12 protein-coding genes are annotated in these 15,154 nt (G+C 67.2%); 4 read left to right on the top strand and 8 right to left on the bottom strand.

Annotation, left to right across the window (positions count from 1 at the left end):
• Positions 1-156 precede the first annotated feature (156 nt).
• The 3 genes from A5756_RS13325 to A5756_RS13315 all read left to right on the top strand — a co-directional run bounded on the left by A5756_RS13325 (position 157) and on the right by A5756_RS13315 (position 5,706).
• Complete coding sequence (locus A5756_RS13325; protein ID WP_066952939.1) at positions 157-3,885, top strand: multifunctional oxoglutarate decarboxylase/oxoglutarate dehydrogenase thiamine pyrophosphate-binding subunit/dihydrolipoyllysine-residue succinyltransferase subunit; 3,729 nt, start codon at positions 157-159, stop codon at positions 3,883-3,885.
• An 88-nt stretch (positions 3,886-3,973) separates the two neighbouring features.
• A complete protein-coding gene (locus tag A5756_RS13320) occupies positions 3,974-4,801 on the top strand; it encodes an SDR family oxidoreductase (RefSeq protein ID WP_066952937.1) in 828 nt (275 codons plus the stop codon).
• Between the two features lie 53 nt (positions 4,802-4,854).
• Positions 4,855-5,706 carry an SDR family oxidoreductase gene (locus tag A5756_RS13315; RefSeq protein ID WP_066952935.1) on the top strand — a complete coding sequence of 284 codons (852 nt, stop codon included), beginning with the start codon at positions 4,855-4,857 and terminating at the stop codon, positions 5,704-5,706.
• Between the two features lie 8 nt (positions 5,707-5,714).
• Here the strand turns inward: A5756_RS13315 and A5756_RS13310 are convergent, their stop codons facing one another.
• The 3 genes from A5756_RS13310 to A5756_RS13300 form a co-directional block, all read right to left on the bottom strand.
• Entirely contained in the window at positions 5,715-6,584 is an 870-nt protein-coding gene (locus A5756_RS13310) for a glycine betaine ABC transporter substrate-binding protein (RefSeq protein ID WP_066952933.1), read from the bottom strand.
• Complete coding sequence (locus A5756_RS13305) at positions 6,581-7,780, bottom strand: NADP-dependent malic enzyme (RefSeq protein WP_066952931.1); 1,200 nt, start codon at positions 7,778-7,780, stop codon at positions 6,581-6,583. The genes A5756_RS13310 and A5756_RS13305 overlap by 4 nt, the downstream gene beginning before the upstream one ends.
• Positions 7,781-7,853: 73 nt before the next feature.
• A complete protein-coding gene (locus A5756_RS13300) occupies positions 7,854-8,843 on the bottom strand; it encodes a malate dehydrogenase (RefSeq protein ID WP_066952929.1) in 990 nt (329 codons plus the stop codon).
• Between the two features lie 194 nt (positions 8,844-9,037).
• Here A5756_RS13300 and corA point away from each other — a divergent pair, with 194 nt between their 5' ends.
• Positions 9,038-10,141 (top strand): magnesium/cobalt transporter CorA, encoded by a 1,104-nt coding sequence (corA, locus tag A5756_RS13295; RefSeq protein ID WP_066953044.1) that lies wholly within the window; start codon positions 9,038-9,040, stop codon positions 10,139-10,141.
• Between the two features lie 8 nt (positions 10,142-10,149).
• On the opposite strand, the gene A5756_RS13290 is transcribed toward corA, so the two are convergent.
• From A5756_RS13290 to A5756_RS13270, 5 genes are read right to left on the bottom strand one after another with little or no spacing between them, the layout of a single operon-like run.
• Positions 10,150-10,743, bottom strand: coding sequence for a suppressor of fused domain protein (locus A5756_RS13290; protein WP_066952927.1), 594 nt, complete (start codon positions 10,741-10,743; stop codon positions 10,150-10,152).
• 2 nt (positions 10,744-10,745) lie between these two features.
• Positions 10,746-11,918 carry an ABC transporter ATP-binding protein gene (locus A5756_RS13285; RefSeq protein ID WP_066952925.1) on the bottom strand — a complete coding sequence of 391 codons (1,173 nt, stop codon included), beginning with the start codon at positions 11,916-11,918 and terminating at the stop codon, positions 10,746-10,748.
• 4 nt (positions 11,919-11,922) lie between these two features.
• Positions 11,923-12,765 (bottom strand): carbohydrate ABC transporter permease, encoded by an 843-nt coding sequence (locus A5756_RS13280; RefSeq protein ID WP_066952923.1) that lies wholly within the window; start codon positions 12,763-12,765, stop codon positions 11,923-11,925.
• The gene (locus A5756_RS13275; RefSeq protein ID WP_066952921.1) at positions 12,755-13,663 is read right to left on the bottom strand and encodes a carbohydrate ABC transporter permease; all 909 of its coding nucleotides are present in this window, start codon (positions 13,661-13,663) and stop codon (positions 12,755-12,757) included. The genes A5756_RS13280 and A5756_RS13275 overlap by 11 nt, the downstream gene beginning before the upstream one ends.
• 58 nt (positions 13,664-13,721) lie before the next feature.
• The gene (locus tag A5756_RS13270) at positions 13,722-15,104 is read right to left on the bottom strand and encodes an extracellular solute-binding protein (protein WP_369828641.1); all 1,383 of its coding nucleotides are present in this window, start codon (positions 15,102-15,104) and stop codon (positions 13,722-13,724) included.
• Between the last annotated feature and the right edge of the window lie 50 nt (positions 15,105-15,154).

Raw genomic sequence — 15,154 nt, 5'->3', positions numbered from 1 at the left:
ATTGCTGGCGAAAGGTTAGCCTTTATAGGGCGGGAAACGTGGAGCATCGCCACGACTGTGACATGCTGCACAATCCGGGGCCCGAGAAACGTACAGGCGCCGTGCAAGAGCTGTGTAAGCGCTTGCAGGACAGAGGAATTGAGGCGAACAGCGGTCGTGAGCAACATAAGTTCACCATTCGGGCAGAACGAATGGCTGGTCGAGGAGATGTACCGCAAGTTCCGCGATGACCCCTCGTCGGTGGATCCGAGCTGGCACGAGTTCCTAGTCGACTACAACCCCGAGCCGACCAACGACTCGGCTTCCAGCGCCCCGGCCGCCGGCGACGGCCGGCCCGCCGCGAGCGCCCCGCAAGCACAACCCGCGCCGGTCGCCCAGCCGTCCGCCCAGACCGCGGCGCCGGCCCAACCGGCCGCCGGCAACGGTGCCGCCAGCGTCCCCGCGGCAGCACCGGCCAAAGCCAAAGCCCCGACTCCCCCGCCCGCGGAAGGCGACGAGCTGCAGACGCTGCGCGGCGCCGCGGCCGCCGTCGTCAAGAACATGTCAGCCTCGCTGGACGTGCCGACCGCCACCAGCGTCCGGGCCGTCCCGGCCAAGCTGATGATCGACAACCGCATCGTCATCAACAACCAGCTCAAGCGCACCCGCGGCGGCAAGATCTCCTTCACCCACCTGCTGGGCTACGCGCTGGTGCAGGCGATCAAGCAGTTCCCGAACATGAATCGGCACTACGCCGAGGTCGACGGCAAACCCACCGCGGTCACCCCGGCTCACACCAACCTGGGCCTGGCCATCGACCTGCAGGGCAAGGACGGCAAGCGTTCGCTGGTGGTGGCGGGCATCAAGGGTTGCGAGACGATGCGCTTCGCGGAATTCGTCTCCGCGTACGAGGACATCGTGCGCCGGGCCCGCGACGGCAAGCTGACCGCCGAAGACTTTGCGGGCGTCACGATTTCGCTGACCAACCCGGGCACCATCGGCACGGTGCACTCGGTGCCGCGGCTGATGGCCGGCCAGGGCGCCATCATCGGCGTCGGCGCGATGGAATACCCCGCCGAGTTCCAGGGCGCCAGCGAGGAGCGCATCGCCGAGCTGGGAATCGGCAAGCTGATCACGCTGACCTCGACGTATGACCACCGGATCATTCAGGGCGCGGAATCCGGGGACTTCCTGCGCACCATCCACGAGATGCTGCTGTCGGACGCGTTCTGGGACGACATCTTCCGCGAACTGGGCAACCCGTACCTGCCGGTGCGGTGGAGCACCGACAACCCGGACTCGATCGTCGACAAGAACGCCCGGGTGATGGAGTTGATCGCGGCCTACCGCAACCGCGGCCACCTGATGGCCGACATCGACCCGCTGCGGCTGGACGGCAGCCGATTCCGCAGCCACCCCGACCTGGAGATCCTCAACCACGGGCTGACGCTGTGGGATCTGGACCGGGTGTTCAAGGTCAACGGCTTTGCCGGCTGCGAGTACAAGAAGCTGCGCGACGTGCTGGGCCTGCTGCGCGACGCCTACTGCCGCCACATCGGCGTGGAATACACCCACATCCTCGAGCCCTCGCAGCAAGAGTGGCTGCAGCAGCGCGTCGAGACCAAACATGTCAAACCGACGGTGGCCGAGCAGAAATTCATCTTGAGCAAGCTGAACGCCGCCGAGGCATTCGAGACGTTCTTGCAGACGAAATACGTTGGGCAGAAACGGTTCTCGCTGGAGGGCGCCGAGAGCGTGATCCCGATGATGGACGCGGCGATCGACCAGTGCGCCGAGCACGGCCTCGACGAAGTAGTCATCGGGATGCCGCACCGCGGGCGGCTCAATGTGCTGGCCAACATCGTCGGCAAGCCGTACTCGCAGATCTTCAGCGAGTTCGAGGGCAACCTCAACCCGTCGCAGGCGCACGGCTCCGGTGACGTCAAGTACCACCTCGGCGCCACCGGCGTCTACCTGCAGATGTTCGGCGACAACGACATTCAGGTCTCCTTGACCGCCAACCCGTCGCACCTCGAGGCCGTGGACCCGGTGCTCGAGGGCCTCGTCCGGGCCAAGCAGGACCTGCTGAACCGCGGCGCGCACGACGATGGGGACGAGAAGGCCTTCTCGGTGGTGCCGATGATGCTGCACGGTGATGCCGCCTTTGCCGGCCAGGGCATCGTCGCCGAGACGCTGAACATGGCGGACCTGCCCGGTTACCGGGTCGGCGGCACCATCCACATCATCGTCAACAACCAGATCGGCTTCACCACCGCGCCGGAGTATTCGCGTTCCAGCGAATACTGCACCGACGTCGCCAAGATGATCGGGGCGCCGATCTTCCACGTCAACGGCGACGACCCGGAAGCTTGCGTGTGGGTGGCGCAGCTGGCCGTGGACTTCCGGCAGAAGTTCAAGAAGGACGTCATCATCGACATGCTGTGCTACCGCAAGCGCGGCCACAACGAAGGCGACGACCCGTCGATGACCAACCCCGCCATGTACGACGTCGTCGACACCAAGCGTGGGGTCCGCAAGAGCTACACCGAGGCCCTGATCGGCCGCGGCGACATCTCGCTGAAGGAGGCCGAGGACGCGCTGCGCGACTACCAGGGCCAGCTGGAACGGGTGTTCAACGAGGTCCGGGACCTGGAGAAACACGGCGTCCAGCCGAGCGCATCCGTCGAGGCCGACCAGATGCTTCCTGCGGGCCTGTCGACCGCGGTGGACAAGGCGTTGCTGTCCCGCATCGGTGACGCGTTCCTCGCCCTGCCGGAGGGCTTCAGCCCGCACCCGCGGGTGCAGCCGGTGCTGGAAAAGCGCCGGGAGATGGCCTACGAAGGCAAGATCGACTGGGCCTTCGGCGAGCTGCTGGCGCTGGGTTCGCTGGTGGCCGAGGGCAAGCTGGTGCGGCTTTCCGGCCAGGACACCCGGCGCGGGACCTTCTCCCAGCGGCATTCCGTGATCATCGACCGCAACACCGGCGAAGAGTTCACCCCGCTGCAACTACTGGCCACGAACACCGACGGGACGCCCACCGGCGGCAAGTTCCTGGTGTACGACTCACCGCTGTCGGAGTACGCCGCCGTCGGATTCGAATACGGCTACACCGTGGGCAACCCGGACGCCCTGGTGCTGTGGGAGGCGCAGTTCGGCGACTTCGTCAACGGCGCGCAGTCGATCATCGACGAGTTCATCAGCTCCGGCGAGGCCAAGTGGGGCCAGCTGTCCAACGTGGTGCTGCTGCTCCCGCACGGCCACGAAGGTCAGGGCCCCGACCACACCTCCGGCCGCATCGAACGCTTCCTGCAGCTGTGGGCGGAGGGTTCGATGACCATCGCGGTGCCGTCGACGCCGTCGAACTATTTCCATCTCCTGCGCCGGCACGCACTCGACGGGGTTCAGCGGCCGCTGATCGTCTTCACGCCGAAGTCGATGCTGCGCAATAAGGCCGCCGTCAGCGACGTCAGGGACTTCACCGAGATCAAGTTCCGCTCCGTGCTCGAAGAGCCGACCTACGAGGACGGCATCGGTGACCGCACCAAGGTCACCAGGATCCTGCTGACCAGCGGCAAGATCTACTACGAGCTGGTGGCGCGCAAGGCCAAGGACAACCGGGACGACGTCGCGATCGTGCGCATCGAGCAGCTCGCCCCGCTGCCCAAGCGCCGGCTCAACGAGACGCTCGACCGCTACCCCGGCGCCAACGAGTTCTTCTGGGTGCAAGAGGAGCCGGCCAACCAGGGTGCCTGGCCGCGGTTCGGCCTCGAGCTGCCCGAACTGCTGCCCGACAAACTGACCGGGCTCAAGCGGATCTCGCGCCGGGCCATGTCGGCCCCGTCGTCGGGCTCGTCGAAGGTGCACGCGGTCGAACAGCAGGAGATCCTCGACACCGCGTTCCGCTAGACGGGGCGATCCCGCAACACCCGCCGGTACGAGTGACCGCTGGTACCGGCTAGCCTCGACGCAAACGAGCCGACAAGGAAGGGTGCTCATGCAGGGGTTCGCCGGCAAGGTGGCCGTGGTGACGGGCGCGGGTTCGGGCATCGGACGGGCGCTGGCCGTTGAGCTGGCCCGCTCGGGCGCCAAGGTCGCGATCAGCGACGTCGACGTCGAAGGCCTGGCCGAAACCGAGGCGCAGCTGAAGGCGATCGGTGCCGAGGTCAAGTCGGACCGGCTCGACGTGACCGAGCGCGAGGCGTTCCTGGCCTACGCCGACGCGGTCAAGGAGCACTTCGGCAAGGTCAACCAGATCTACAACAACGCCGGCATCGCCTTCACCGGCGACGTCGAAGTCAGCCAGTTCAAGGACATCGAACGGGTGATGGACGTCGACTTCTGGGGCGTGGTCAACGGCACCAAGGCATTCCTGCCGCACCTGATCGCCTCCGGCGACGGCCACGTCATCAACGTCTCCAGCGTGTTCGGGTTGTTCTCGGTGCCCGGGCAGGCGGCCTACAACTCGGCCAAGTTCGCGGTCAGGGGATTCACCGAGGCGCTGCGACAGGAAATGGTGGCGGCCGGACACCCGGTGGCGGTGACCACGGTCCACCCCGGCGGCATCAAGACCGCGATCGCCCGCAATGCCACCGCCGCCGAGGGGCTCGACCAGGCCCAGCTGGCCAGCCTGTTCGACAAACGGCTCGCCAAGACCAGCCCGCAACGAGCCGCCCAGATCATCCTGGAGGCCGTGCGCAAGAAGAAGGCCCGGGTCCTGGTCGGCACGGACGCCAAGGTGTTGGACGCCTTGGTGCGGCTGACCGGCCCCGGATATCAGCAGCTCTTCGGGCCCGTCATGGGCCGGCTGATGCCCAAGCAGTGATGGCCGCCGGTAACGGATAGCCTGACGCAGCACGCCATCACGAGGGAGTACGCATGCATGGGTTCGCCGGCAAGGTCGCTGTGGTGACCGGCGCGGGTTCGGGGATCGGCCAGGCATTGGCGCTCGAACTGGGGCGCGCGGGCGCCAGGCTCGCGATCAGCGACGTCGGCGTCGACGGTCTCGCCGAGACCGAGGCGCAGTTGAAGGCGATCGGAACGGAAGTCAAGGCGGATCGGCTCGACGTGACCGAGCGCGAGGCTTTTCTGGCCTACGCGGACGCGGTCGGCGAGCATTTCGGGCGGGTCAACCAGGTCTACAACAACGCCGGCATCACGTTCGTCGGATCCATCGAAGACAGCCGGTTCGAGGACATCGAACGGGTGATGGACGTCGACTATTGGGGCGTCGTGAACGGCACGAAGGCATTCCTCCCGCACCTGATCGCCTCCGGCGACGGCCACGTCATCAACGTCTCGAGCGCGCTCGGTCTGTTTTCGGCTCCCGGCCAGGCGGCGTACGTTTCCGCCAAGTTCGCGGTACGCGGATTCAGCGAGGCGCTGCGACAGGAGATGGTGCGGGCCGGCCATCCGGTGCGGGTCACGACGGTGCACCCGGGCGGGGTCAAGACGGGGTTCGCCCGCAACGCCATCTTCGCCGACGGGCTCGACCAGGACGGCCTGGCCGAGAAGTTCGAGGAACAGCAGGCCAAGACCACACCACAGCGGGCGGCCCAGATCATCCTGGGCGCCGTGCAGAAGAACAAGGCCAGGGTGCTGGTCGGACCGGACGTGAAGGCGATGGACCTGGTGGTTCGGCTGACCGGTTCGAGACCTGAGCGGCTGCTGGGCGGGCCGGTCATGGCACGCGTGCAGCAGGTGGTACACCAGCTCATGCCCAAGCGCTGACGCCCGCCTTACCGCCCCAGCGGATGCTCCGCCAACCACCCGCCGGCGACCGCCTGCGGGTCGGCTCCGCCGGCCACCTGGCGGCGCATGTCGACCAGGGCCGCCGAGTCCAGCACGCCGGCGACCTCGTTGATCGCCAGCAGCTGCCGATCGCTCAGCGCGTTGCGGCGATACAGCGGCACCACGTTCTCGGCCCGGATCAGAGCGGGTTTGCCGTCGACGAGCGTGACGAGGTCGGCGGGGAGGCCGGGGTCGGCGGTCGTCGTCCACCCCGCGGTCAGCTGCCCGGCCCGAACCGCGGCGAACATCGTTGCCTCATCGGGCAATTCGCGCGGAGCGGGAAGCCGGCAGGTGCCCACGCTCGACGGGGCCCGACGGCCGGTGACGGTGCCCACGACCAGGCCGGCGCAGTGCTTCGGCAGCGTGCTCAAGTCGGCGCTGACATCGCTGCCGCCCCACGCCTTGGCGGTGGCTCCCGTCACCAGCAGCACGGGTTTGTCTTCCGCGGCGGTCGTATAGTCGCCCGCGGCGACTCCCTCGGGCAGCGCGGCCACCATCGCGCGGTAGACATCCGCGTCGGAGATCGCCACCGTGCCGGGCTGCAAACTCTCCAGCTTGCGGCCGGTCAGGGCCGGGACGACAGTGAACGCGCCCGAGTCCAGGCGCGCCATCGGATCGTCGGCGGTCTCGGCGCGCGCCGCGAAACCGTAGGACCGCAGCGCGGCCACGTAGACGCCGGCCAGCAGCGCCGACTCGGGATCCGTCCCGGAGCCGACCACCAGTTCCGGACGGGCGCGGTGGTCGCCGGTGTCGGTCCCGCAACCCGCCACAACGAGTAGGGCGGCGAGCAGCGGCACCGCCAGCCAGCCGGTCCTCACCCCGCGATGTCTGCGGGGTCCGCGGCCAGGGCCACCGCCGTGGCGACCGCATCCCCGACGCGCAGGTCCAGCGGGCTCGGGACGATCCGGTCGAACGCCAGGTCGTCGCTCACGACCGAGAAGATCGCCTCGGCCGCGGCGACCATCATCTTTTCCGTGATCCGGCGCGCCCCGACATCCAGCGCCCCCCGAAAAACGCCGGGGAAGGCCAGCACGTTGTTGATCTGGTTGGGGAAGTCGCTGCGGCCGGTGGCCACCACCGCGGCGTACTTGGCCGCCACCTGCGGATGGATCTCCGGATCGGGGTTGGACAGCGCGAAGACGATCGCGTCGGGCGCCATCGTGGCGATCATCTCCTCGGGCACCACACCACCCGAGACCCCGAGAAACAGATCGGCGCCGCGCAGCGCTTCCGCCATGCTTCCCGTGAGACCGTCAGGGTTCGTGCGCTGCGCCAGAACACTCTTCACGCTATTCATGTCGCCGCGCCCGGTGTGCAGGATCCCCCGCGAATCCAGCACGGTGATGTCGGAAACACCCATCGCCAGAAGGAGATTCGTGCACGCGACACCCGCTGCCCCGGCGCCGGAAACCACTACCCGCAGCGACGTCATGTCGCGGCCGAGCAACTTGGTGGCGCCCATCAGTGCGGCCAACGCGACGATCGCCGTCCCGTGCTGGTCGTCGTGCATCACAGGGCAGTCCAGCGCTTCGATGACGCGCCGTTCGATCTCGAAACAGCGCGGAGCGGAGATGTCCTCGAGGTTGACCGCGCCGAACGTCGGGCGCAGGCGCACCAGGGTTTCGACGATCTCGTCGGGATCCTTGGTGTCCAGCACGATCGGGATCGCGTTCAGCCCGCCGTACGCCTGAAACAGGGCGCACTTGCCCTCCATCACCGGCAGCGACGCGGCGGGGCCGATGTCGCCGAGGCCCAGCACGGCGCTGCCGTCGCTGACGACGGCGACCAGCCGGTTGGCCCACGTGTACCGGGCGGCCTTGGCGCGATCGGCGGCTATCGCGCGACTGACCTGCGCCACACCCGGGGTGTAGGCGATCGACAATGCCCGCTGGGTGTCCAGGGGGGCCGTCAGGCCTACGGAAAGCTTGCCGCCTACGTGTGCCTCGAAGATCTCCGCGTCGGTGATCGCGCCCTGTTCGGCGCGTATCTGTATCGATTCAATCAACTCGGACACGCGCCCCAGGGTACTGACTACCGATTAGTAGGCCTAATCTGCGCGGGATGACTTCCGCGACGGCCGGGTGGCGTCAGATCAGTTTCAGCTCGGTCACCGCGTTGCGCTCGTCGACCAGCTCGGCGGTGGTCTTGTCGATGCGGCTGCGGGAGAAGTCGTCGATCTCCAGCCCCTGCACGATCGACCAGTTGCCGTCCTTGGTGGTCACCGGGAACGACGACATGATTCCCTCCGGCACGCCATAGGAGCCGTCGGAGTAGACCGCCATCGACACCCAGTCACCGTCCGGGCTGCCCAGCAGCCACGAGCGGGCGGCGTCGATGGTCGCCGACGCGGCCGAGGCGGCCGAGGAGGCACCGCGCGCGTCGATGATCGCCGCGCCGCGCTTGGCCACGGTCGGGATGAAGTCGTTCTCGATCCAGTTCTGGTCACCAACGACCTCCGCGGCATTCTTGCCGCCCACCTCGGCGTGGAAGATGTCGGGGTACTGGGTGGCGGAGTGATTGCCCCAGATCGTCATCTTCTTGATGTCGGTGACCTTCGCGCCGGTCTTCTTGGCCAGCTGCGATATGGCCCGGTTGTGGTCCAAACGGGTCAGCGCCGAGAACCGTTCCTTCGGGATGTCGGGCGCGTTGTTCAGCGCGATCAGCGCGTTGGTGTTGGCCGGATTGCCGGTCACGCCGATGCGGATGTCGTCGGCGGCGACGGAGTTCAGCGCCTTGCCCTGCGCGGTGAAGATCGCGCCGTTGGCCTCCAGCAGGTCGCTGCGCTCCATGCCCGGGCCGCGCGGGCGGGCGCCGACCAGCAGGGCGAGGTTGGCGCCGTCGAAGATCTTGTTCGCGTCCGCACCGATCTCCACCCCGGACAGCAGCGGGAACGCGCAGTCGTCCAGCTCCATCACGACGCCCTCGAGCGCCTTGAGCGCCGGCTCGATCTCGAGCAGCCGCAGCTCGATCGGGCGGTCGGGGCCCAGCAGTGCACCGCTCGCCAGGCGGAACAACAGGCTGTAGCCGATCTGGCCGGCGGCGCCGGTGACGGCGACCTTGAGAGGACTTGCGCTCACGTCGAAATGCTCCTTGTGGAGATAGTCATGCAGATTCGGGTCTCGGCACGAAACTAGCGCACCCCTCTCGGCTGCCAACCTCCGGTCCGACACCCGGCCCACTCCGCCGCGCTCCGATCGGCGCGCTTTGCGAAGCCAGGGCGCGTAGCATGAAGCACCGTCCGGTCAGACCTGCGCAGCGATCGGAGGTGGATGTGTTCCAGGGTTTTGACGCATTGCCCGAAGCGCTTCGGCCGCTCGCCCACGAGCCGCGTCCGCCGCATCCCGATCCCCCACCCCACTCCCCCAACGAGACGTTGGTCGACTGCGCCGTCTACGCCGACGGCCACCGGCTGCCCGGGAAATTCAGCTACGCCGCGGCCCGGGACAAGGTGCGCCAGATCGAAATGCTCGGACACGAAGCGTTCGTCTGGGTCGGCCTGCGCGAACCCGACCAAACCGAGATGCAGGACGTCGCGGACGTTTTCGGGCTGCACCCGTTGGCCGTCGAGGACGCGGTCTGCGCGCATCAGCGGCCCAAGCTTGAGCGGTACGACGACACGGTGTTCCTTGTCTTGAAGACCGTTACCTACGTCGCGCACGAATCGGTGACGAAGGCCCGCCAGATCGTCGAAACCGGCGAGATCATGGTCTTCGTTGGCAAGGACTTCGTGGTCACCGTCCGCCATGGTGAACACGGCGGGCTATCGGAGGTGCGCAAGCGCATGGAAGCCGACCCGGAGCAGATGCGCCTGGGACCGTACGCGGTGATGCACGCCATCGCCGACGACGTGGTCGACCATTACCTCGAGGTGAGCGGCCTGGTCGAGTCCGACATCGACAGCATCGAGGAGGTGGCGTTTGCGCCGGGCCGCAAGCTCGACGTCGAACCGATTTATCTCCTCAAACGCGAGGTCGTCGAACTGCGCCGGTGCGTCAACCCTCTGTCCGGCGCGTTCCACCGAATGCAGGTAGAAAACAAGGACCTGATCTCCAAAGAAGTGCGGCGCTACCTGCGCGACGTCGCCGACCACCAGTCCGAGGCCGCGGACCACATCAACAGCTACGACGACATGCTCAACTCGCTCATACAGGCGGCATTGGCCCGCGTGGGCATGCAGCAGAACTCCGATATGCGCAAGATATCGGCCTGGGCCGGCATCGTCGCGGTGCCGACCATGTTCGCGGGCATCTATGGCATGAATTTCGAGTTCATGCCTGAGCTGAAGTGGCACTGGGGCTATCCGGTGGTGGTCGGGATAATGGCCACCGCCTGCCTGACCCTGTACTTCAGCTTCCGCAGGCTCAACTGGCTCTAGCCGCTCGATCAATTAGGTTGTGCGGCAGGGCGATTCGGGTTCAGCACATCGACGCCGTCGTTCTGCCACGCCTGTCGCATGGCTTCGGCGCCCTTCAACCGCACCCACGCCGCTTCGGTCGCGGTGATGGGAGTCGCCGCGAGGAATCGCACCGGGTCGCGGGGCGGTTCCAGCGGTAGATCGTCGATGTCGCTGGGGCCCAACAACACCGCGGTGAACGGCACTCGCCCCGCGGGTCGCGTCCACAGCGGCGAGCCGAGATCGACCAACGCGTCGGCGGTCAGCACCAACCCCTCGACGGCCGGTGTCGCGGCCAATACCGCCAGGCTGCGGGCAATTCCGCTGACCGGCCCCGGATTCCGCAGGCTCAGCACGACTTCGGCGCGCGGGCCCCGCGTCCGGTCATCGACGATCTGTGTCGGGTCGGTCATCGGATAACGCGAACAGCCCAGCGACACGTAGTGCAGCAGCCCGTCGGTCCCGCGGAAGCGCAGTACCTCAATGGGTTCGGTGCCCAGGAATGTCACGCTCGCCGAATCGGGCTCGGCGCCGGCGAAGTGGCGGCGCAGGTGGGCCCGCACCCGGTCCAGGATCCGGCTCACCGCTACCCAGACGCCGCGTTGGTCAGGTTCGCCCCGGTGCCGGGGTCGAAAACGGCGAGCTTCGCGGTGTCGAACGCGAGCTCGAGAGACTGCCCCATTGCCGCTTTGGACTCCGTGGGAACCCTTGCCACGAACTGGTTTTCGTGGGCGTGGGCGGCGGCGGCCAGCTCGTCGAGCTGGGCTGAGTGCGCCGCCCACCCCGCGGTGGAAAAGTAGACGAACTTGTCGGCACCCAGCGACTCAACCAAGTCCACCTTCACCTCGAAGGTGAGCGCCCGGATGCGCTGGTACCCATCGATCAAAGCGGCGTCGTGCAGATGCTCGGGCCGTACCCCGACGATGACGTTCTCCGGCGCGGGGTGCCGGGCGATCGCCTGTTGCACTTCCGGTGTCACCACCACTTCCCCGAACGGCAGCGTCAGCCCGGTGGGCGTCAACGTGGCCGGGAAGAAGTTCATGGCCGGCGAGCCGATGAACCCCGCGACGAACAGGTTGGCCGGATGTTCGTAGAGCTCGTCGGGGGTGCCGATCTGCTGCGCGACGCCGCCGCGCATCACCACCACCCGGTCTCCCAGCGTCATGGCCTCGGTCTGGTCGTGGGTGACGTAGACGGTCGTGGTGCCCAGCCGCTTCTGCAGCCGTGCGATCTCACCGCGCATCTGGACGCGTAGCTTGGCGTCCAGGTTGGACAGCGGCTCGTCCATCAAGAAGGCTTTGGGGTGGCGCACGATCGCCCGGCCCATCGCGACCCGCTGTCGCTGCCCGCCTGACAACTGGGAGGGCTTGCGGTCGAGCAGTTCAGTCAGGTCAAGGGTTTTGGCGGTCTCCTCGACCTTCTGGGCGATCTCGGCCTTCTTCATCTTGGCCAGCGTCAGCGGAAACGCGATGTTCTGCCGCACGGTCATGTGCGGATACAGCGCGTACGACTGGAACACCATCGCGATGTCCCGATCCTTGGGCGCCTTCTCGTTCATGCGCTCGCCACCGATGCGCAGCTCGCCCGACGAGATGTCCTCAAGGCCGGCAATCATGTTCAGCGTTGTCGTCTTACCGCACCCCGACGGGCCGACCAGAATCAGGAACTCGCCGTCGGCGATGGTGATGCTGAGGTCTTTTACCGGGGTGGCGCCGTCCGGGTATCTCTTGGTGACATGGTCCAGCACAATCTCGGCCATCGCGCTATCCCTTCACAGCGCCGGAGGTCAACCCGGCGATGATTCTTCGTTGGAAGATTAGAACAAAGAGGACGATCGGGACCGTGATCACGACGGCACCGGCCGCGATCGACCCGGTGGGTTCCTCGAATTGCGAACTGCCACCGAAGTTCGCGATGGCCACCGGGGCGGTGATCGCCGCCTTGGTGGCGGTCAGCGACAGCGCAAGCAGCAGGTCGTTCCAGGCGAAGATGAACACCAGAATCGCCGCGGTGACCACCCCGGGCGCGGCCAGCGGGACGATCACCTTGCGGAACGCCTGGGCCGGTGTGGCACCGTCCATTTTCGCCGCCTTCTCCAGATCCCACGGAATCTCCCGGAAATACGCCGACAGCGTGTAGATGGCGAGCGGCAGAGCGAATGTGATGTAGGGCAAGATCAGCCCGGGCCAGGTATCGAACAGGCCGACGAAGCGTTCGATGTTGAACAGCGGGGTGACCAGCGAGATCGCCGGGAACATGGTGACCAGCAGGGTGGCACCGATCAGCATCCGCTTGCCCGGGAAGTTCAGCCTGGCGATCGCGTAGGCCGCCATCGCGCCGAGCCCCACCGCGATCGCGGTGGTGATCAACCCAATCCCGATCGAGTTGACCAGCGCCGAGCTGAACAAGTCACCGCGGAAGATGCCACGGTAGTTCTCGAAGGACACCGACGACGGAATCAGCTTGCCGTCCTTGACCGTTGACGTCGGCTTGAGCGAGAGGCTCAGGATCCACAACACCGGAACCAGTGCGTACACCACCACCACGGTGTCTAGCAGGACCCAGCCGGCCCAGGCCCGCCCGGGGCCCGCTTTGTTAGCGGCCATCGACGTCACCACCGGGCGCCGCGGCGCCGAACGCCTTGATGTAGACCAGCGCGATGATGCCCACACAGAGGAAGATGAGCACGCTGATCGCCGAGCCCAATCCGACGTTGAACCCCTTGAAAAGGTTGTCGTAACCCAGGATTGACACCGAGTCGGTGTTGTTGGCGCCGTCGGTCAGCACGTAGATGCTGTCGAAGATGCGAAAGGCGTCCAGCGTTCGGAAGAGTAACGCGACCACCACCGCCGGCTTGATGATGGGCAGGGTGATGCGCATCAGCCGCCGCCACGGCCCGGCGCCGTCGACCTGGGCGGCCTTCAGCAAGTCTTCGGGCACCAGCGCCAGCCCGGCCAGCAGGAGCAGCGACATGAAGGGGGTCGTCTTCCAAACCTCGGCCAGGACGACGATGCCGAGCGACGGGATCTGGGCGGTCAGGGGGGCGCTGCCCTGCGGCAGAAGGTTGGCCAGATAGCCGGTTCCCGGCGTCCAAGCGTAGTACCAGCTGTAGGACGCGACCACGGTGACGATGCCGTACGGAATGAGCACCGCGGTGCGCACCAGGCCCCTACCGACCAACGTGCGGTGCATCACCAGTGCCAGCGCCAGGCCCAACACGAACTCGAGCGACACCGAAACCGCTGCTATTCCCAGGGTTACGGCCAGAGCGGTCCACCAATAGCGGTCGGTCAAGATCGTTTGGTAGTTGCTCAACCCGACGAATGCGGTGTCGTTGGGGGTGGCGAGGTTGTTGCGCTGCAGGCTCAGCCACACCGCATAGCCGATCGGGTAGGCCGTCACCGCCAGCATCAGGATCGCCGCAGGCGCGACGAGCACAAAGGCAAGTCGCCGTTCCGGCAGCTGGTTTCGGGCCCGAGGGCGTGGCGCGGCGGCTACGGTCATCAGCGTCGCTCTCCCCCGCGAGCGGGCGGTACCCCCACTGCATCGTCGCCGGCGCGGGTCACGGCAACAGCCCCTTGCCGTCGATGGCCTTCTGCGCCTGCGCGGTGAGTTCGTCGGCCGTCCGCTCCGGGTCGATTTCGGCGATCGGGCTCAGCGCCGCCGACAGCCGCAGCGACAGCGCCTGATACACCGGCGTGGCCGGCCGCACGGCGGCATCGGTGAGCTGTTGCCGAATGATCGTGTACATCGGATATTTGGTCTGGAATTGCGGGTCGGAGTACAACGACGCCCGGACCGCGGGCAGGCCACCCGCCATCGACACGTATTTCTGGCTCTGCAGGCTGCGCAGGCAGCGCACGGCTTCGAAGGCCTCCGCACGGTGGCGGGTAGTGCTGGCCACGGCGAGGTTCAACCCGCCGAGCGTCACCTTGGCTGGCCGGCCCGGCGCCACACCGGGATACGGCGCGAATCCGAAGACCCGCCGGCTGGCGTCGTAGGCGATGCGGAACTGCTCGTCGCTGGGCACGAACGTCCCGACGTCGTTGATGCTGCCCGCCAGGGCCGGGTCGCGGTTCAGCGGCAGAAAGGGGACACCGCCCTTCACCGCGTTCTCCAGCATGGAGGCCAGCACATACGGCCAGTTGACTTCCAATGCGGCCTTGCCCTGTTCGACCGCCAGGCGCGCCGTGCCTTCATCGGTCCGGCTGATCGACGGGTCGGCCCCGGGGGCGGTACCGACGGACTTGAGGATGCGCAGCGCGTTGACGGTCGCGGCCCGGTGTGCGGGCGTGTCGGTCAGCGTGACCTGGCGGCCGTCCTCGGAGAGCACCTGACCTCCGCCGCTCACCAGCAGCGTGTTGAACCACACAACCAGGCCCTCACCCTCGTTCGCCTGCACGGCGATCCAGGCGGGCTGACCCGCGGCGTGCAACCGGGCGGCCTCGCCCACCATCGCATCCCAGTCCTGCGGCGGTTGGCTCACCAAATCGGGCCGGTACCAAAGCAATTGCGTGTTGGTTATGACGGGTTCGGCATACAGCCTGTGCTTCCAGCGGGCCGTCGCCAGCGGGCCGGGCAACGTGTCAACGGCGGCGTCCGCGTCGGCCCGCCCCTCGGGGTCGTCGGATAACGGCAGCGCCCAGCCCGCCTCGGCGAACTCCGCGGTCCACACCACGTCCAGCGCCATCACGTCCAGCCCGCGGTCATGGGCGCTCAGCCGCCGCGCCAGCTGCACTCGCTGCTCCCCGGGACCCCGCGGCAGGCTCACGTGCTGGACGGTGAACCGTCCCCGCGATTGCCTGGTGCACTCTTGTGACACCGCCGTGAACGTGGCCGAGTCGGTGGCCGGCGTGAAGAAAGTGATCACCAGCCCGTTTCCGGCGGACCCGCAGCTAGAGAGCGCCGCCGTGGTGGTCACCGTCGCCAGCGCGATGACGCCCATCCGGCGCAGGCGCCCGGGACGTTTCACCACCGATTCACACCTCTCGCGCG

This window comes from Mycobacterium sp. 852002-53434_SCH5985345 (assembly GCF_001667155.1).
Taxonomy (GTDB): Bacteria; Actinomycetota; Actinomycetes; order Mycobacteriales; family Mycobacteriaceae; genus Mycobacterium.
This window is presented reverse-complemented; position numbering and strand designations above follow the sequence as displayed.